Source organism: Rhizorhabdus sp. GW822-FHT03C02, from assembly GCF_058801765.1.
In genome coordinates this window covers 74,943-92,014 of record NZ_JBXANN010000005.1, presented here as the reverse complement: position 1 = coordinate 92,014, position 17,072 = coordinate 74,943, and the positions used below count along the sequence as shown (strand labels likewise).

The window sequence follows — 17,072 nt, the reverse complement described above, 5'->3', positions numbered from 1 at the left end:
GGAGCTTAGCGCCCGTCGCGACGCCCCAGCAGGCGCAGGCGCAGCGCGTTGAGCTTGATGAAGCCCGCCGCGTCGCGCTGGTCATAGGCGCCGGCGTCGTCCTCGAAGGTGACGACCTTTTCCGAATAGAGCGTGTAGGGCGACTTGCGGCCGACGACATAGACCCCACCCTTGTAGAGCTTGAGCCGGACGGTGCCGGTGACCTTCTCCTGGCTATGGTCGATCGCCGCCTGCAGCATCTCGCGCTCGGGGCTGAACCAGAAACCGTTGTAGATCAGCTCGGCATAGCGCGGCGCCAGCTCGTCCTTGAGATGCGCGGCGCCGCGGTCGAGGGTGATCTGCTCGATCCCGCGATGCGCGAGATGATAGATGGTGCCGCCCGGGGTCTCGTACATGCCGCGCGACTTCATGCCGACATAGCGATTCTCGACCAGGTCGAGCCGGCCGATGCCATGGGTCTTGCCCAGCTCGTTGAGCTTGGCGAGCAGCGATGCCGGCGACAGCGCCTCGCCGTCGATCGCGACCGCATCGCCGCGCTCGAAATCGATCGTGATGAACTGGGGGGCGTCGGGCGCATCCTCGGGATTGTTGGTGCGCGAATAGACATAGTCGGGGACCTCGTCCCACGGATTTTCGAGCACCTTGCCCTCGGACGAGGTGTGGAGAAGATTGGCGTCGGTCGAGAAGGGCGACTCGCCGCGCTTGTCCTTGGGCACCGGGATCTGATGCTGTTCGGCATATTCGATCAGCCGGGTGCGGCTGGTCAGGTCCCATTCGCGCCACGGCGCGATCACCTTGATATCGGGCGCGAGCGCATAATAGCCGAGTTCGAAGCGGACCTGGTCGTTACCCTTGCCGGTCGCACCATGGCTCACCGCATCGGCACCGACCATCTTGGCGATCTCGATCTGGCGCTTGGCGATCAGCGGCCGGGCGATCGAGGTTCCGAGCAGATAGAGCCCTTCATAGAGCGCGTTGGCGCGCATCATCGGCATCACATAATCCTTCACGAACTCCTCGCGGAGATCGTCGATGAAGATATGCTCGTCCTTGATGCCCATCAGCTTCGCCTTGGCGCGGGCGGGCTCGAGTTCCTCGCCCTGGCCGAGGTCGGCGGTGAAGGTGACGACCTCGCACTGATAGGTCTCCTTCAGCCATTTGAGGATCACGCTGGTGTCGAGACCACCCGAATAGGCCAGCACGACACGCTTCACGTCATTCGACATTCGAGATCTCCAAGAGTGACCCACCGCCAGCGGGCGCGGCGCGCCTTGCCATGCAGCGTTCCACTGTTCAAGCATGAGCTGAGGGCGAGACACTCCTAAGAGCGGGATATGACGAACATGAGTAGGCGTATGGCGTTGGCGGTCTGGACCATCGCGGCGATCGCGTCGCCGGTCTGGGCGCAATCGGCTGGCACGATTCCGAATTCGCGCGCGGGCCTCGACCAGATGATCGCGCAGCGTTTCCCGACCGTCGACACCAACCATGACGGCGCGATCGACCGGATCGAGGCCGCCGAAGCGCTGGGGATCGTCGGCCAGAAGGCGCGCGGCCAGGCCAATGTCCCGATGTTCGGGGTCGAAACCGGTGCCGATGGCCGGCCGCGCTTCACGATCGATCAGCGCGCCTTCGGATCGGCGGGCGGGCTCGACATGCTGTTCGAACATGTCGACCGCAACCATGACGGTCTGATCCAGCTGTCCGAGGTCCAGGCCGCCGCGCGCCAACGCTTCGACGCCGCCGACCGCAATCACGACGGCAAGCTGAGCCAGGCCGAAATGCAGCAGGCCAAGGGCGAGATATTGCTGCTGCAGCAGTCGCTGGGGATGTAGAACGGTCCGGGAGACGATCTTCACCGGATATCCCACGGCGATATTTCAACGCCGAAACATGAATGCAGCGTCGAACTACGCAAACATGAATCACGTTGTAGAGCGATCGACAGGACGGGACGGCGCGTTCCCCTGTGTCGCCGGCCCGTCCGCCTGTTTCGCCCAAGTTTTTCGTGGTGTTTCGAGAGGATCCGACATGAATCGCAAATATCTGATGATCGGCGGTGCCGGGCTGGCGACGACGCTGGCGGCGGCGATCGCGATCGCCCAGCCGGCGCCGCCTGCGGCCCCGCCCGGCCCGCCGGTTCCCAAGACCCGCGCCGAGCTGCAGGCGATGATCGCCCAGCATTTCAAGGCGGCCGACACCAACAATGACGGCGTGGTCACCAAGGCCGAACTCGACGCCGCGCGCGACAAGATGCGCGAGAAGATGAAGGCCGAGTTCGAGGCGAAGCGCGTCGCGCGCCGCGCCGAGATCTTCGCGATGCTCGACAAGGACAAGAACGGGTCGCTGTCGAAGCAGGAATTCACCGCCCCGCCGCCGCACCCCGAGGGTGGCCCCGACATGCCGCCGCCTCCGCCGGGCGGCCCCGAGGGTGGGCCCGGCAGGGATGGGCCGGGCAGGGACGGGCCAGGGCACGAAGGTCCCGGTGGACCCGGCAAATTCGGTCATGGCGGCCCCGACGGCCATCGCATGGGCTGGCGTCATGACGGCCCCGGCCCGATGCGCGGACCCGGCATCGAAGAGGGTCTGGGTTTCGGCGACCGCTGGTTCGATCGCGCCGATACCAATCATGACGGCAAGCTGACTCTCGCCGAGGCCTCGGCCGGTCCGCTGGCGCGCTTCGACCTGCTCGACACCAACAAGGACGGCACGATCAGCGATGCCGAGCGCGATGCCTTCCGTTCGGTGGTGCGCGGGATGAACCGGGGCGACCGCGACCATGACGATCGTCGCGGGGGTCGCGGCGGCGACCGGTGATATGATGTCGTAACCTCATGCCGATCGAGGGCGCCGACGAGCCGTTCGTCGGCGCCCTTTTCGTTTCAGTCGAACGTGGCGATCACCATGGCGTGTCGGCGTAGCTCTTCACTAGTTCGGTCAGCAGGTCGCGGCCGGTATAGACCGCCCGTACCGAAGCACGTTCGTTGAGGCCGTGGGTGCCGTTGCCGTCGGGATCGCTGAACATGCCCGGCGGGCCGTAGGAGGGGATGCCGATCGCCTCGAGGAAGATGCCGTCGGTGGCGCCGGTCGACATCACCGGAACCAGCGGCACCCCCGGATAATATTTGGCGACGAGCCTTTCGGCGGGACCGATGATCCGCGGATCGAGCGGCGGCGGCACCGCCAGCGGCCCGCGCTCCTGCTCGGCCTTCACCACGACCTTCGGATCGCCGATCGCCGCGGCCAGGGCGGCGCGGGTGCCTTCGACGCTGTCGCCGGGGAATATCCGGCAATTGACATTGGCGCCGGCGCGCTGCGGCAGCGCGTTGTTGGCATGGCCGCCGTCGAGCAGCGTTGCGACGCAGGTGGTGCGCAGCATCGAATGGAAGCCCTTGTCGCGGTTGAGTATCGCCTCGGCCGCCTTGTCGGCCGGATCCTTCGATATCGCGACCATGGCCTGGCCGATCTCGTCGCCGCGGGCGGCGCCGGCCTTGGCGAAATAGGCGCGGGTAGTCGGGCTGAGCTGGACCGGAAATTCGAGGTCGCGGACCTTCACCAGCGCATCGGCAAGTTCATAGATCGCATTGTCGCGCACCGGCGCCGAGCTGTGGCCACCGGGATTGGTCGTCTCGAGCCGGTAATTCTGCGCGGACTTCTCGCCGACATGGATATTCGCGGTGAGCAGCTTGCCATGGCCGTCGGAACGGCCACCGCCACCCTCGTTGAGCGCGAACTGCGCCGCGATCAGGTCGGGCCGGTTCCTGGCCAGCCACTGCGCGCCGTTGAACGGTGAGCCCCCTTCCTCGCCGCAGGTCAGCGCGAGCTTGATCGTCCGCTTCGGCTTGTAGCCCGACGTCTTGAACCGCATCATCGCGTCGATCCAGATCGCGTCCATCGCCTTCATGTCGGCGGCGCCGCGGCCGTAGAAATAGCCGCCTTCCTCGACCATCCTGTACGGGTCGCGCACCCAGTCGGCGCGCTTGGCGGTGACGACGTCGAGATGGCCGAGCAGCAGCATCGGCTTGGCGGTCTTCGAACTGCCCGGCAGGACGACGACGAGGCCGCCTTCCTTGGGATATTCGGGAACCGAGAAGAGGGTGATCGCGCCGTCGTCATAGCCCGCCTGGCGCAGATGCCCCGCGACCTTGTCGGCAAGCGCGGTGCAGCTGCCGCTGGTGGCGCTGGTGTCGGTTTCGACCAACTCCTGATAAAGGGCGCGGAAGGCGAGCTGGTCGGGACGAAGCGCCGGCGAGGCAGACGCCTGGTTTTGCGCCTGCGCCGCCGCGATCGGCGCCAATGGCTGTGCCAGCACCGCAAGTCCGATCGCCCAGCCGCCCGTCCATTTCATGCCCCGACCTCCGCCCATGTTCCGAGACGTGGAGATGAGCATGGGATGGCGGCGATGGAAAGCCCCGGCGCCGGATATAGCCGATCCGGGTGGCGGCAATTCGCGGGCTTCGCACATTCCCACCGCCGGAAAAGGGCCTTAGCCTCGACGTAAGCGCATCCCGATCGCAGAAGGACAATCCGTTCATGGCCTCGACGCTACCGACCCCCGCTATGGATGGCCTCGTCGGGTTGACCATCCTGAGCAACGGCACCCCGATCGACACTGGATGGCGGATGATCGCGGTCGACATCCACTCGAATATCAACGAGCTGCCGTCGGCGCGGCTGGTGATCGCCGACGGCGATGCCGAGCGGGGCTATCCGGTCAGCGAAAGCGACGCGCTGGCCCCGGGGGCGACGATCGAGATCGCGATCGGCTATGGTGATCAGACCAGGCCGGTGTTCAGCGGCATCGTCCGCCGGCAAGGGCTCGACATCGAAGAGGGCGGCGCGCGGCTGATCGTCGACGTGATCGACCGCGCAACCGCGATGCTGTCCAGCGCGCGCGACAGGCTGTTCGGCGCCATGCGCGACAGCGAGCTGATGGAGCGGCTGATCGGCGCGAACGGGCTCAAGGCAAGGGTGACGCCCACCGCCACGATCCGGTCGGCGACGATCCGATATCGCGCCTCCGACTGGGATCTGATGCTGGCGCATGCCCGCGACAATGCGATGGTGGTGATCGCCGCCGGCGGCACGGTGACGGTCGCCGTTCCCGATCGCGACCAGGTGCCGGCGCTGGCGCTCACGCAGGGCGAGACGATCTTCGGTTTCCGCGCCGATTGGGACGGCGGCGACACCGATCCGCTGGCCCGGGTCCGGGGAGAAATCCGTTTCCAGGGCAGTGCCCTGGCACGTCCCGGCATGGTGGTGAGGCTCGCCGGGGTTGGCAAACGCTTCGACGGCGATGTCTATGTCGCGGGTGTCGATCATCAGATCGCCGACGGCAACTGGATGACGACCGTCCGTTTCGGCATGCCGCCTAGCCCGTCGGCGGTGGCCGTCGATCGGACGACCACGGGCGGTTGCACGGCAAATCTGCTGGTCGGCGTAGTGACGCGGAACGACGATCCCGAGGACACCGGCCGGATCGAGGTCAGCCTGCCCGCGCTGGAGGCGGACGGAGCCCGCCTATGGGCACGTTCGAGCAGCTTCCACGCGTCGCACGGCAGCGGCGCGCTCTTCCTGCCCGAGATCGGCGACGAGGTGCTGGTCGGCTTTCTCGATGACGATCCGCAGCAGCCGGTCCTGCTCGGGAGCCTGTACGGCCGGGCCAATCCGCCGCCGGTCGCGCCCGGAGCAAACAACGACCGCAAGACGGTCGTCACGCGATCGCAGTTGCGGATCGACCTGTTCGACGATGCGAAGGCGATCGAGATCGCGACCCCGGGCGGGCAGCGCCTGCGCATCGACGATGATGCGGGAACGATCCTGCTGGCCGACGCGAACGGCCATCGCATCGTCATGGGCAAGGACGGAATCACCATCGATAGCGCGAACGCGCTACGGATCGGCGCGGTCGACGACCTCATGATCGCCGCGAACGGGACATTGTCGCTCAGCGGCGCACAAGGCGTGAAGATCGCCGGCCTGAACATCGACGCCGATGCCCGGATTCGATTTTCGGCGCACGGCAATGCCGAAGCGAAACTGACCGCATCGGGCGAGACGACCGTGCAGGGCGCCATGGTGATGATCAATTGATCGTGACGAAAGGAACGGGCCGATGCCGCTAGCCGCACGACTGACCGACATGCATGTCTGCCCGATGACCACCCCCGGCGTACCGCCGATCCCCCATGTCGGCGGGCCGATCGCCGGGCCGGGCTGCCCAACCGTGCTGGTCGGCAAGCTGCCGGCCGCGGTGCTGGGCGATATGTGCGTCTGCATAGGGCCGCCCGACACGATCGCCGCCGGATCCTCGACGGTGATGATCGGTGGCAGGCCGGCCGCGCGGATGGGCGATGCCACCGCGCATGGCGGCAGCATCGCATTGGGCCTGCCGACGGTGATGATCGGAGGGTGATCGGCGGCGCCGGCGATCATCGTCGCCGGCGCCGCCGATCGAGGCCTTATCTGCGGTCGAGGAACGTCCGCACCGCCTTCACCGTCGCGACCGGCTGCTCTTCCATCAGCCAGTGACCCGCGCCCTGGATGACGCCGCCGGTGACATCGGTCGCCGCGAAACCGGCAACCGTGGCCATCGTCGTGCCGAAGGATTTTTCGCCGCCGAGCGCCAGCACCGGCATTGCCAGCTTGCCCTGCGCGAGAAAGGCATGATCGTCGATCGCGTCCTGATCGAACGCCGCGAACTGAGCGAAGCCCGCGTGCATCGCCCCGGGGCGGGCATAGAGCGCGGCATAATGCTGGCGCGACGCCTCGTCGAAATTCTTCGGATCGGCCGAGAATTCGTTCCAGAAGCGATCGAGATAGATGCGCTCGCGGCCGGCGACGAGCCGCTCCATGTCGGGCCCACCGAAGCGGAAATGCCACAGCAGCGGATTTTTGAGGATCTCCTCCCAGGGGCCGACGCCGGGCAGCGGCGCGTCCATCAGCACCAGCTTCGTCACCCGGTCGCGGTGCTGGGCGACGAACGCATAGGCGACCATATTGCCGATATCGTGGCCGACGACGTCGACCTTGCCGACCTTGAGCGCATCGAGCAGGCCGGCGATATCCTGGCCCTGGGTCTTCTTGTCATAGCCACCGGCCGGCCGGGCGGAGAGGCCCATGCCGCGCAGATCGGGAACGATCACGCTGTGGTCGCGGGCCAGGTCGGCGGCGAGCGGTGCCCACATGTCGCCGGTTTCGCCATAGCCATGGATCAGCACGACCGCCGGCCCCGAACCGCCGACGCGGACATGGAGGGTGGTGCCGTTGGTCGCAATATCCTTCACCTGGAAGGCCGTGGGAAAGGCTGGAACCTCGGCAGAGGCCGGCGTGGAGACGATCGGTGCCGCAAGGGCGATCGCGGCGGCGGCAAGAAACGATCGGAACATCGGCTTCACTCCCAGATGGAGCGGCGCCGACATGGCGCCTTCCCCCGGCAGCGGAGATGCGCCACTTGCATCGTTCGCACTAGTCGGCGAAATTCGAATCTGGTTTCCGGAAAAACCGAACGATGATCAAGCTCGACGGCCTTGCCACCTTTCTCGCGATCGTCGACGCCGGATCGATCAGCGGCGCCGCGCGGCTGCTCGGCAAACCCAAATCGGTGGTGAGCGAACGGCTGGTCGAACTCGAACGCGAACTCGGCACTCGCCTGATCCAGCGATCGACCCGCAAATTGTCGCTGACCGAGGATGGCACGACCTTCCTGCCGCGGGCGCGGACGATCCTGCGCGAGACGATCGAGGCTTCGACCGAACTCAACGACCGGCGCGGGCGGCTGGCCGGGCCGCTGCGGATATCGGCGCCGGTCGGATTCGGGGTGCTGCATCTCGGCACGGCGATCAGCCGCTTCCTCGCCGACCATCCCGAAATCGACCTGACCCTCGATCTCGACGACCGCTTCGTCGATGCCGCCGCCGACGGCTATGATGCGGTGATCCGCAGCGGCACGATCGCCGACACCCGACTCGTCGCCAAGCGGCTGGCGACGATCAGGCGGCTGATGGTCGCATCGCCCGCCTATCTGGCCGCACACGGCACCCCGACCTGCCTCGAGCAGCTCGAGGCGCATCGCGGCATCCTCTACGCCAACCGTGAGGCCGACTGGCGCTTCGCCGGCGAGCATGGCTGGAGCGTGGCGCGACCGCGCGCGGTACTGCGGGTCAATAACGGCCTGGTGATCCGCGACGCGGCGATCGCCGGGCTGGGGATCGGACTGCTGCCCCGCTTCTTCGTCGACGAGCCGCTGCGCGACGGTCGACTCGTGGCGATCGACATCGGCCGCCAAGCCGAAGGCGCCGAATTGTGCGTGGTCTATCCGCGCGACCGCACCGCGTCGGCGAAGGTTCTGGCGCTGGTCGAGAGCCTGCGACGCAGTTTCGGCGATCCGCCTTATTGGGACCGTTCATGATCGCCCGTCACGCCGCCGCCATGCGCCGGTCGAACGCGTCGCGCGCCACCTCCACCGCGGGAAGATTGGCCAGCGTCCAGGCGTAGAGCGCCTTGAACGGATCCTGCAGCGTTCGCCCCAGCGGGGTGATCTCATATTCGACCGCCACCGGGGACGCCGGGATCACCCGGCGCGACAATAGCCCGTTGCGCTCGAGCCGCCGCAGGCACTGGGTCAGCGCCTTCTGGGTGACGCCCTCGAGCTGCCGCTTGATCGCGTTGAAGCGGAGCGGCCCGGCATCGAGCACGGTGAGGACCATCATCGACCATTTGTCGGCGATCTGATCGAACAGCACCCGGCTCGGGCAGTTCGATGCGAAATGTTGCGGGTCGCACAGGTTCATGACGGTTTCCTCGAATATACCTGATGACCTTGGAGTGCCTCATTGACACCAGGTCTACAAAATATACCTACTGGTGGTTCGCCGCAATGGAGCCTTTACGAATGTCCTCCGAAGACACCGCCACGCTGTTCCGTCCCTTCCAAATCAAATCGCTCAAGCTCAAAAATCGTATCGTCATGGCGCCGATGACCCGCGCCTTCGCGCCGGCCGGCGTGCCGGGCCGGCCACAGGCCGATTATTATCGGCGGCGCGCCGAAGGCGAAGTCGGCCTGATCCTGTCCGAAGGAACGGTGGTCGACCGCCCCGCATCGCGCAACGATCCGGGCATTCCCTTCTTTCACGGCCCGGCGGCGCTCGATGGCTGGAAGCGAGTGATCGATGCGGTCCATGCCGCCGGCGGACGCATGGGCCCGCAGATCTGGCACACCGGTTCGACGAAGAGCTTCAAGGACTGGGCGCCGGATGCACCGGTCGAAAGCCCCTCGGGGCTGCTGGCCCCGGGCAAGCCGCGCGGGGTGGCGATGAGCGAGGAGGCGATCGCCGACAGCGTCGCCGCATTCGCCCGCGCCGCCGCCGATGCGAAGCAGCTGGGGTTCGACACCGTCGAGATCCACGGAGCCCACGGCTATCTGATCGACCAGTTCTTCTGGTCGGGTACCAACGAGCGCAGCGACCGGTTCGGCGGCACCACCATCGCCGAGCGCGCGCGGTTCGCCGCCGAGGTGGTGCGCGCGATCCGCGCAGCCGTCGGCCCCGACTTCCCGGTCATCCTGCGCGTGAGCCAGTGGAAGCAGCAGGACTATGCCGCGCGGCTGGCCGAAACCCCGGCCCAGATGGCCGACTGGCTGGGCCCGCTGGTCGAGGCCGGTATCGACATATTGCACTGCTCGCAGCGCCGCTTCTGGGAACCCGAATTTCCCGAGATCGACGGCGAGGACGGTCTCAACTTCGCCGGCTGGGCGAAGAAGGTCACCGGCGCGCCGACGATCAGCGTCGGCTCGGTCGGCCTGTCGGGCGATTTCCTCGGCGCGTTCGGCGGCGAAAGCTCGACCGCCACGCCGCTCGATCGCCTGATCGCGCGGATGGAACGCGACGAGTTCGACCTGGTGGCGGTCGGACGCGCGCTGATCAGCGATCCGTCATGGGTCGCCAAGATCCGGCAGGACGATCATGCCGGCCTGAAGAATTTCGACGCATCGGCGCTGGCCGAACTGGTCTGATCGATCGGGTCGGTGGCGGGCACGCCGCCACCGACCCCCGCATCATTCCTCGCTGGCCACCCGCTTGAGCCGGTAGAGCAGTTCGAGCGCTTCGCGCGGGCTGAGCGCGTCGGCGTCGATCGAGTCGAGTTCGGCGCGCAGCGGATCGGGCGCCGCCTCCGCCACCGCCGCGGCGGCGGCGGCCGCGAACAGCGGCAGGTCGTCGAGCCCGGCCGCGAGCCCGCCGGTCGCCACCCGCCCGGCCTCCAGCCGCTTGAGCACGTCCTTGGCGCGGCCGAGCACCGCCGGCGGCAGACCCGCGAGCTTGGCGACGGCGATGCCGTAGCTGCGATCGGCCGGCCCCTCGGCCAGTTCGTGCAACAGCACCAGCTCGCCCTTCCATTCGCGCGCACGGACATGGTGGAGCGAGAGCGCATCGAGCCGCTCGGCGAGGCGGGTCAGCTCATGATAATGGGTCGCGAACAGGCAGCGGCTGCGGTTGATGTCATGGACCGCCTCGACCACCGCCCAGGCGATCGCGAGCCCGTCATAGGTCGAGGTGCCGCGGCCGACCTCGTCGAGGATCACGAAGCTGCGCTCGGTCGCCTGCGCCAGGATCGCCGCGGTCTCGACCATCTCGACCATGAAGGTCGACCGGCCGCGGGCGAGATTGTCCGAGGCGCCGACCCGGCTGAACAGCCGGTCGACGATACCGAGCGTCGCCGAGGTCGCGGGCACCGGGCTGCCGGCCTGGGCGAGGATCGCGATCGCTGCATTCTGGCGCAGGAAGGTCGATTTGCCGCCCATGTTGGGACCGGTCACCAGCCACAGCCGCCCGGTTTCCGACAGGCAGCAGTCATTGGCGACGAACCGCCCGCCCTGCGCCGCGACCGCCGATTCGACCACCGGATGGCGGCCCCCGCGGACGTCGAAGCAGTTGTGATTTTCGAACAGCGGCCGGGTCCAGCCGCCCTCGACCGCGCGTTCGGCGAGCGCCGAGCCGACGTCGAGCCGGGCGAGCGCGTCGGCGGTCGCCGCGATCGGCGCGGTGCGGCCGAGCGCGGTCGCGATCAGCTCCTCGAGATGCGCCGCTTCGGCGGCGAGCGCATGGCCTCCGGCCTGGCCGACCCGCATCGCCTGCTCGTGGAGATCGGGGGCGTTGAAACGCACCACCCCGGCCAGCGTCTGGCGGTGGGTAAAGCCCGAATCCGCAGCCATCAGCGGATCGGCATGTTTCGCCTGAACCTCGATATGATAGCCGAGCACGCCATTGTGGCGGATCCGCAGCGAGCCGATCCCGGTCTGCTGGCGATAGCGCGCTTCCAGCGCGGCGATCGCGCGGCGCCCCTCGCCGCCCTGGCCGCGCAGCTCGTCGAGCGCCGGGTCGAAACCCTCGGCGATATAGCCGCCCTGCGCGGTGTCGATCGGCGGCGCGGGAACCAGCGCGCGGCGCAGCAGGTCGACCAGCTCGCCATGGCCGAGGAAAGCCGGCAGCAATTCGTGGAGCAGCGGCGGGGCCGGGGCGATCTTCGCCAGCATCTGATGGAGCTGGAAACCCTGGTCGAGCCCGTCGCGCAACTGCCCGAGATCGCGTGGACTACCGCGCCCGGCGACCAGCCGTCCGAGCGCGCGGCCGATATCGGGCAGCGCGCGCAGGGTGGTGCGCATCCGGTCGCGCAAGATGCCGTCGCCCTCGAACAGGGCGACCAGGTCGAGCCGCGCTTCGATCGCGCCGCGATCGGTGAGCGGCGCCGAAAGATCGGCGGCGAGCAGCCGCGCGCCGGCGCCGGTGACGCTGCGGTCGACCGCGTCGAGCAGGCTGCCCTTGCGGGTCCCGCTCTGGCTGAGGGTGATTTCGAGGCTCTCGCGGGTCGCGGCATCGATCATCATATGATCGGCGATCTCGCGGCGCCGCGGCGGCTGCAGGAAGGGAAGGCTGCCCTGGCCGGCGCGCTCGAGATAGGCGAGCAGCGCACCGGCGGCGGCAAGCTCGGCGCGGCCGAACGCGCCGAAGCCGTCGAGGGTCGCTACCCCGAGCAGCGATTTCAGCCGCGCCTCGCCCTTGATCGAATCGAAATGCTCGCGCGGCCATGTGACGGCGTCCTGTGGCGCATCGTCGAGATCCTCGGGGCAGACGATCTCGGCGGCGCCGAGCCGGGCGAGTTCGGCGTCGAACGCCGACGGCAGCAGCGCGACGATCTCGAACCGGCCGGTCGAGATGTCGGCGGCGGCGAGCCCGAGGCGGCGGTCCGATCCTTGTCCGACCGACCCGACCGCGACCAGCCAGTTGGCGGTGCGGGCGTCGAGCAGCGCCTCCTCGGTCAGGGTACCGGCGGTGACGACACGGACGATCGCGCGGCCGACCAGCGCCTTCGACCCCATACGCTTGCGCGCCTCGGCGGGGCTTTCGGTCTGTTCGGCGATCGCGACCCGGTGGCCGGCCTTGATCAGCCGGGCGAGATAGGCTTCGGCCGAATGGGCGGGGACCCCGCACATCGGGATCGGTTCGCCGTCATGCTCGCCGCGCGCGGTCAGCGCGATGTCGAGCGCGGCCGAGGCGATCTTCGCATCGTCGAAGAACATCTCGAAAAAGTCGCCCATCCGATAGAAGAGCAGGCAGTCGTCGGCCCCGGCCTTCAACTGCAGATATTGCGCCATCATCGGCGTCGGCTGGGAGGTTTTCGCGGGCGTGTCGGTTTTCGTGCTTCGGGCCATGCGATGGCTGATAGCGGCTTGTGATGGCCGCAGCCATGCCCCAAAAGGCGTCCGTGCAGATCAGACGCCGCGGGCGTGGCGGGGGGGATTCAGATGAGCGAGAGCAAGGTCCAGTTTTCCGATCGGGAAGCTTTGTTTTTCCATTCGACCGGGCGGCCGGGCAAGATCGAGATCATCGCCTCCAAGCCGATGGCGACCCAGCGCGACCTGAGCCTCGCTTATTCGCCGGGCGTCGCGGTGCCGGTGCGCGCGATCGCCGAGGATCCGGCGACCGCCTATGACTATACCGCCAAGGGCAATATCGTCGCCGTCATCTCGAACGGCACCGCGATCCTCGGCCTCGGCAATCTCGGCGCGCTCGCCTCGAAGCCGGTGATGGAAGGCAAGGCGGTGCTGTTCAAGCGCTTCGCCGACGTCGATTCGATCGACATCGAGCTCGACACCGAGGATCCCGAGGCCTTCATCAACGCGGTCGCGCTGATGGAGCCGAGCTTCGGCGGCATCAACCTCGAGGACATCAAGGCCCCCGAATGTTTCATCATCGAGCAGGCGCTCAAGGAGAAGATGAACATCCCGGTGATGCATGACGATCAGCACGGCACCGCGATCATCGCCGCCGCCGGCCTGATCAATGCCGCCTTCCTGACCGGCCGGGCGATGAAAGACATGACCGTGGTGGTCAACGGCGCCGGCGCCGCCGCGATCGCCTGCACCGAACTGATCAAGGCGGTCGGCGTGCCGCACGACCAGGTGCTGCTGTGCGATTCGAAGGGCGTGGTCTATCAGGGCCGCACCGAGGGCATGAACCAGTGGAAGTCGGCGCATGCGGCCAAGACCGACAAGCGCACCCTTTCCGAGGCGATGAACGGCGCCGACGTGTTCCTCGGCCTGTCGGTCAAGGGCGCGCTGACCCCGGAGATGGTCAAGACGATGGCGCCGCACCCGATCATCTTCGCGATGGCCAATCCCGATCCCGAAATCACCCCGCCCGACGCCAAGGCGGTCCGCCCCGACGCGATCGTCGCGACAGGCCGTTCGGACTATCCGAACCAGGTCAACAACGTGCTCGGCTTCCCGTTCATCTTCCGCGGCGCGCTCGATGTGCGCGCGACCGGCATCAACCAGGAGATGAAGATCGCGGCCGCGCAGGCGCTTGCCGAACTGGCCCGCCAGCAGGTGCCCGAGGAAGTCGCCGCCGCCTATGGCGGCGCCGCGCCGACCTTCGGTCGCGACTATATCATCCCGGCGCCGTTCGATCCGCGGCTGATGGAGATCGTCCCGTCGGCGGTCGCCCAGGCGGCGATGGACACCGGGGTCGCGCGCAAGCCGATCCTCGACATGGCCGAATATCGCCAGAGCCTGAAGGCGCGGCTCAACCCGACCACGTCGGTGCTGACGATGGCCTATGAGACCGCGCGCGCGCATCCCAAGCGCGTCGTCTTCGCCGAGGCCGAGGAAGAGGTGGTGCTGCGCGCCGCGATCCAGTTCAAGAACAACGGCTATGGCACCCCGGTGCTGGTCGGCCGCGACGACGTGTTCGACAAGCTCAAGGCGCTCGGGGTCGACGATCCCGAAAGCTACGAGCTGCACAACAGCCGGGTCTCGCCGCTGGTGCCGCGGATGGTCGACTATCTCTACGACCGGCTGAAGCGGCGCGGCTATCTGCGCCGCGAGATCGAGGTGATGGTCAACCAGGACCGCAACATCTTCGGCCCGCTGCTGATGGCGCTGGGCGAGGCCGACGCGATGGTCACCGGGGTCACCCGCACCTATTCGGCGAGCTACCGCCAGGTCCGCCACATCATCGATCCGGCCCCCGGCCAGCAGCCCTGCGGCATCCATCTGTTCGTCGGCCAGAACCACACCACCTTCCTCGCCGACACCACCGTCAACGAGGCCCCGACCTCCGAGGAACTCGCCGACATCGCCGAGCAGACCGCCGCGGTCGCCAAGCGCATGGGCCATGAGCCGCGGGTCGCGTTCATGTCCTATTCGACCTTCGGCAACCCGCCGGGGAGTTGGCTCGATACGATCCGTGGCGCGGTCGCGATCCTCGACGAGCGCCGGCCGAGCTTCGAATATGAAGGCGAGATGGCCCCGGACGCGGCGCTCAACCCGTCGATCATGAAGAATTATCCGTTCTGCCGCCTGTCGGCCCCCGCCAACATCCTGGTGATGCCGGGTCTGCAGTCGGCGAACATCTCCGCCAAGCTGCTGCGTGAACTCGGCCGCGGCACGATGATCGGGCCGATGCTGGTCGGGCTCGAAAAGCCGGTCCAGATCGCGACGATGTCGGCCACCGCCACCGAACTGCTGACGCTCGCCGTCCTCGCGGCATCCGGCATCGCCAAGTAGGCCTCTTTTTCACCCCTCCCTTGAAAGGGAGGGGTGATTTTTTCCTACTGGTGCGCATTCTCCACGGCTTCGGCCTTCATCGCCGCGACCAGTGCCTCGACCGTCCGCGGCTCCGCCGGAATCCGCAGCCGTGACGCCGGCACCTCAGCGGGTTCGGCACGATCGAGGCAGAAGCGGCCGCCGACGTCGATCGGGGTGCCGAGCGCGAAGATGCTGCGGGTTTCGGCGATCAGTTCGGGAACCGCCGGGCCGATCATCACCGCGGCGGGGACCAGCGCGGCGTTCATGAACTGCTCGAGCGCCTGGCCCACCGGCTTCAGCGCGGGGTCGGTGCTGATCACATAGTCCGCGGCCTTGGCGGGATCCGAATCGTCGAGCCCCCGCACATGATAGACCCGGCCCTGCCGCCCGCCCACGCTCGCCGCGCCGCCGGGCTCGATCTTCAGCCCGGCCGGCTTCATCGCGCCGCCCTTGAGCATATCCTTGAAGATCGGCGGCACCACCTGGTCGACCGCCGCGCCGACATCCTCGATCCGCGCGACCATCGGCTTGCCGTCGAGATCGCCGACGATGAAGAACGTCCCGCCGATCAGCAGGCCATAGTCGCTGGCATCGCTCTCGCCGATCCGCGCGTCGCCATTGTCGGCGACCTCGATCACCAGCTGCTTGGTCTTGGCGGCGTCGAAATAGATCGCGCGCAGCCCGGCATCGGCGGGCGCCGTCGCGGCGAGCAGGGCCGCCAGCAGAAACCCGTTCCGAAACACATGCATGGCACCCTCCGCTTTCCATCCGCATGGAGCACGGCGCATGCTTTCCCTCAACCGCAAATTCGCCCAAGAGGGGCCATGGCCGTCCTCCGCCTGACCCTCACCGATTTCCGTTCGCACCGCGCACTGGGTATCGACGCCACCCCGGGGTTGGTGGTGCTGACCGGCGACAACGGCGTCGGCAAGACAAACATGCTCGAGGCGGTGTCGTTGCTGAGCCCCGGCCGCGGGCTGCGCGGGGCGCTGCTGTCGGAGATGGCGCACAATGCCGGCGCCGGCGGCTTCGCGATCGCCGCGCGGCTCGACGCCGGCGGCGGTGCGCCGATCGAGATCGGCACCGGCACCACCTCGGCCGCGCCCGAACGGCGGCTGGTGCGGATCAACGGCGCCAACAGCTCGGCGAACAAGCTTGGCGAATGGGCATCGGTGCTGTGGCTGACCCCGGCGATGGACCGGCTGTTCGTCGACACCCCGGGCGGACGGCGGCGCTTCCTCGACCGGCTGGTGCTCGCGCTCGAACCCGCCCATGCCCAGCATTCGACCCGCTACGAGGCGGCGACCCGCGCACGCAACAAGCTGCTCGGCGAGGGCCGCACCCCCGACCGCGCCTGGCTCGACGCGCTCGAGGCGGCGATGGTCGAACATGGTGCCGAGATCGGCCGCGCGCGCGCCGATGCGGTCGCGGCGCTGATGGCGCTGCTCGACACGATGCCGGCAGGGCCGTTCGCACGGCCGGGCATCGCGATCGGCGGGTGGCACTATCGCGACGCGCAGGCGCTGGCCGACGAATTGCGCGCCGGCCGGCCGCGCGACGCGGCGGCGGGGCGGACCCTGGCCGGCCCGCACCGCAGCGACCTGATCGTCACCCATCTCGGCAAGGGCCAGCCCGCCGAACACAGCTCGACCGGCGAGCAGAAGGCGCTGCTGCTCGCGATCATCCTCGCCCATGCCGATCTCGTCGCCGGGCGCACCGGACGGCGGCCGATCCTGCTGCTCGACGAGGTCGCGGCACATCTCGATCCCGGACGACGCGCGGCGCTGTTCGACCGGCTGGCGGCGGCCGGCGGCCAGGTGTGGATGACCGGCACCGAACCGGCGCTGTTCGAGGAGGCCCCGGCGGTGCAGCGGCTGCACCTCGAGGATGGCGAAATCCGCCGGCTGATCCTGTGACGATCGGCGCGACGACGGTCCGGCCGAGTCGCATGCCCATTTTGCTTTAGTTTCGACGGGTCCGCGCCTATATA

14 protein-coding genes are annotated in these 17,072 nt (G+C 67.9%); 8 read left to right on the top strand and 6 right to left on the bottom strand.

Annotated elements, in window-relative coordinates:
• Nucleotides 1-5: 5 nt before the first annotated feature.
• Nucleotides 6-1,226 (bottom strand): argininosuccinate synthase, encoded by a 1,221-nt coding sequence (locus tag AC1RM6_RS14730; RefSeq protein WP_493102452.1) that lies wholly within the window; start codon nucleotides 1,224-1,226, stop codon nucleotides 6-8.
• Nucleotides 1,227-1,343: 117 nt separating this feature from the next.
• On the opposite strand from AC1RM6_RS14730, the gene AC1RM6_RS14725 reads away from it, so the two are divergent.
• Entirely contained in the window at nucleotides 1,344-1,835 is a 492-nt protein-coding gene (locus AC1RM6_RS14725; RefSeq protein WP_493102450.1) for an EF-hand domain-containing protein, read from the top strand.
• 196 nt (nucleotides 1,836-2,031) lie between these two features.
• Nucleotides 2,032-2,817: an EF-hand domain-containing protein gene (locus AC1RM6_RS14720; RefSeq protein ID WP_493102448.1), complete on the top strand. Its 786-nt coding sequence runs from the start codon at nucleotides 2,032-2,034 to the stop codon at nucleotides 2,815-2,817.
• 82 nt (nucleotides 2,818-2,899) lie between these two features.
• Here AC1RM6_RS14720 and AC1RM6_RS14715 read toward each other — a convergent pair whose 3' ends face one another.
• Nucleotides 2,900-4,348: a M20/M25/M40 family metallo-hydrolase gene (locus AC1RM6_RS14715; protein WP_493102446.1), complete on the bottom strand. Its 1,449-nt coding sequence runs from the start codon at nucleotides 4,346-4,348 to the stop codon at nucleotides 2,900-2,902.
• A gap of 185 nt (nucleotides 4,349-4,533) precedes the next feature.
• Between AC1RM6_RS14715 and AC1RM6_RS14710 the strand changes: the two genes are divergently transcribed.
• Both AC1RM6_RS14710 and AC1RM6_RS14705 read left to right on the top strand, forming a co-directional pair.
• Nucleotides 4,534-6,093 (top strand): phage baseplate assembly protein V, encoded by a 1,560-nt coding sequence (locus AC1RM6_RS14710; RefSeq protein WP_493102444.1) that lies wholly within the window; start codon nucleotides 4,534-4,536, stop codon nucleotides 6,091-6,093.
• Between the two features lie 22 nt (nucleotides 6,094-6,115).
• Nucleotides 6,116-6,415 (top strand): PAAR domain-containing protein, encoded by a 300-nt coding sequence (locus tag AC1RM6_RS14705; RefSeq protein WP_493102442.1) that lies wholly within the window; start codon nucleotides 6,116-6,118, stop codon nucleotides 6,413-6,415.
• A gap of 46 nt (nucleotides 6,416-6,461) precedes the next feature.
• Here AC1RM6_RS14705 and AC1RM6_RS14700 read toward each other — a convergent pair whose 3' ends face one another.
• Nucleotides 6,462-7,421, bottom strand: a complete 960-nt coding sequence (locus AC1RM6_RS14700) for an alpha/beta fold hydrolase (protein WP_493102440.1) — start codon at nucleotides 7,419-7,421, stop codon at nucleotides 6,462-6,464.
• An 89-nt stretch (nucleotides 7,422-7,510) separates the two neighbouring features.
• Between AC1RM6_RS14700 and AC1RM6_RS14695 the strand changes: the two genes are divergently transcribed.
• Complete coding sequence (locus AC1RM6_RS14695) at nucleotides 7,511-8,410, top strand: LysR family transcriptional regulator (protein ID WP_493102438.1); 900 nt, start codon at nucleotides 7,511-7,513, stop codon at nucleotides 8,408-8,410.
• 7 nt (nucleotides 8,411-8,417) lie between these two features.
• Here the strand turns inward: AC1RM6_RS14695 and AC1RM6_RS14690 are convergent, their stop codons facing one another.
• Complete coding sequence (locus tag AC1RM6_RS14690; RefSeq protein ID WP_493102436.1) at nucleotides 8,418-8,792, bottom strand: winged helix-turn-helix transcriptional regulator; 375 nt, start codon at nucleotides 8,790-8,792, stop codon at nucleotides 8,418-8,420.
• Nucleotides 8,793-8,893: 101 nt separating this feature from the next.
• On the opposite strand from AC1RM6_RS14690, the gene AC1RM6_RS14685 reads away from it, so the two are divergent.
• Nucleotides 8,894-10,012, top strand: a complete 1,119-nt coding sequence (locus AC1RM6_RS14685) for an NADH:flavin oxidoreductase (RefSeq protein ID WP_493102434.1) — start codon at nucleotides 8,894-8,896, stop codon at nucleotides 10,010-10,012.
• Between the two features lie 42 nt (nucleotides 10,013-10,054).
• Here the strand turns inward: AC1RM6_RS14685 and mutS are convergent, their stop codons facing one another.
• Entirely contained in the window at nucleotides 10,055-12,706 is a 2,652-nt protein-coding gene (gene mutS / locus AC1RM6_RS14680; RefSeq protein WP_493102432.1) for a DNA mismatch repair protein MutS, read from the bottom strand.
• 93 nt (nucleotides 12,707-12,799) lie between these two features.
• Here mutS and AC1RM6_RS14675 point away from each other — a divergent pair, with 93 nt between their 5' ends.
• Nucleotides 12,800-15,061, top strand: coding sequence for an NADP-dependent malic enzyme (locus AC1RM6_RS14675; RefSeq protein ID WP_493102429.1), 2,262 nt, complete (start codon nucleotides 12,800-12,802; stop codon nucleotides 15,059-15,061).
• A gap of 44 nt (nucleotides 15,062-15,105) precedes the next feature.
• On the opposite strand, the gene AC1RM6_RS14670 is transcribed toward AC1RM6_RS14675, so the two are convergent.
• A complete protein-coding gene (locus AC1RM6_RS14670; protein ID WP_493102427.1) occupies nucleotides 15,106-15,831 on the bottom strand; it encodes a hypothetical protein in 726 nt (241 codons plus the stop codon).
• 75 nt (nucleotides 15,832-15,906) lie between these two features.
• On the opposite strand from AC1RM6_RS14670, the gene recF reads away from it, so the two are divergent.
• Entirely contained in the window at nucleotides 15,907-16,998 is a 1,092-nt protein-coding gene (gene recF / locus AC1RM6_RS14665) for a DNA replication/repair protein RecF (protein WP_493102425.1), read from the top strand.
• Nucleotides 16,999-17,072 lie beyond the last annotated feature (74 nt).

Coding starts and splice junctions, on each gene's coding strand:
- AC1RM6_RS14715 (WP_493102446.1), bottom strand. CDS start 4,348: ATGAAATGGACGGGCGGCTGGGCGATCGGACTTGCGGTGCTGGCACAG.
- AC1RM6_RS14725 (WP_493102450.1), top strand. CDS start 1,344: ATGAGTAGGCGTATGGCGTTGGCGGTCTGGACCATCGCGGCGATCGCG.
- AC1RM6_RS14720 (WP_493102448.1), top strand. CDS start 2,032: ATGAATCGCAAATATCTGATGATCGGCGGTGCCGGGCTGGCGACGACG.
- AC1RM6_RS14675 (WP_493102429.1), top strand. CDS start 12,800: ATGAGCGAGAGCAAGGTCCAGTTTTCCGATCGGGAAGCTTTGTTTTTC.
- AC1RM6_RS14685 (WP_493102434.1), top strand. CDS start 8,894: ATGTCCTCCGAAGACACCGCCACGCTGTTCCGTCCCTTCCAAATCAAA.
- AC1RM6_RS14705 (WP_493102442.1), top strand. CDS start 6,116: ATGCCGCTAGCCGCACGACTGACCGACATGCATGTCTGCCCGATGACC.
- recF (WP_493102425.1), top strand. CDS start 15,907: ATGGCCGTCCTCCGCCTGACCCTCACCGATTTCCGTTCGCACCGCGCA.
- AC1RM6_RS14700 (WP_493102440.1), bottom strand. CDS start 7,421: ATGTCGGCGCCGCTCCATCTGGGAGTGAAGCCGATGTTCCGATCGTTT.
- AC1RM6_RS14730 (WP_493102452.1), bottom strand. CDS start 1,226: ATGTCGAATGACGTGAAGCGTGTCGTGCTGGCCTATTCGGGTGGTCTC.
- AC1RM6_RS14695 (WP_493102438.1), top strand. CDS start 7,511: ATGATCAAGCTCGACGGCCTTGCCACCTTTCTCGCGATCGTCGACGCC.
- AC1RM6_RS14710 (WP_493102444.1), top strand. CDS start 4,534: ATGGCCTCGACGCTACCGACCCCCGCTATGGATGGCCTCGTCGGGTTG.
- AC1RM6_RS14690 (WP_493102436.1), bottom strand. CDS start 8,792: ATGAACCTGTGCGACCCGCAACATTTCGCATCGAACTGCCCGAGCCGG.
- AC1RM6_RS14670 (WP_493102427.1), bottom strand. CDS start 15,831: ATGCATGTGTTTCGGAACGGGTTTCTGCTGGCGGCCCTGCTCGCCGCG.
- mutS (WP_493102432.1), bottom strand. CDS start 12,706: ATGGCCCGAAGCACGAAAACCGACACGCCCGCGAAAACCTCCCAGCCG.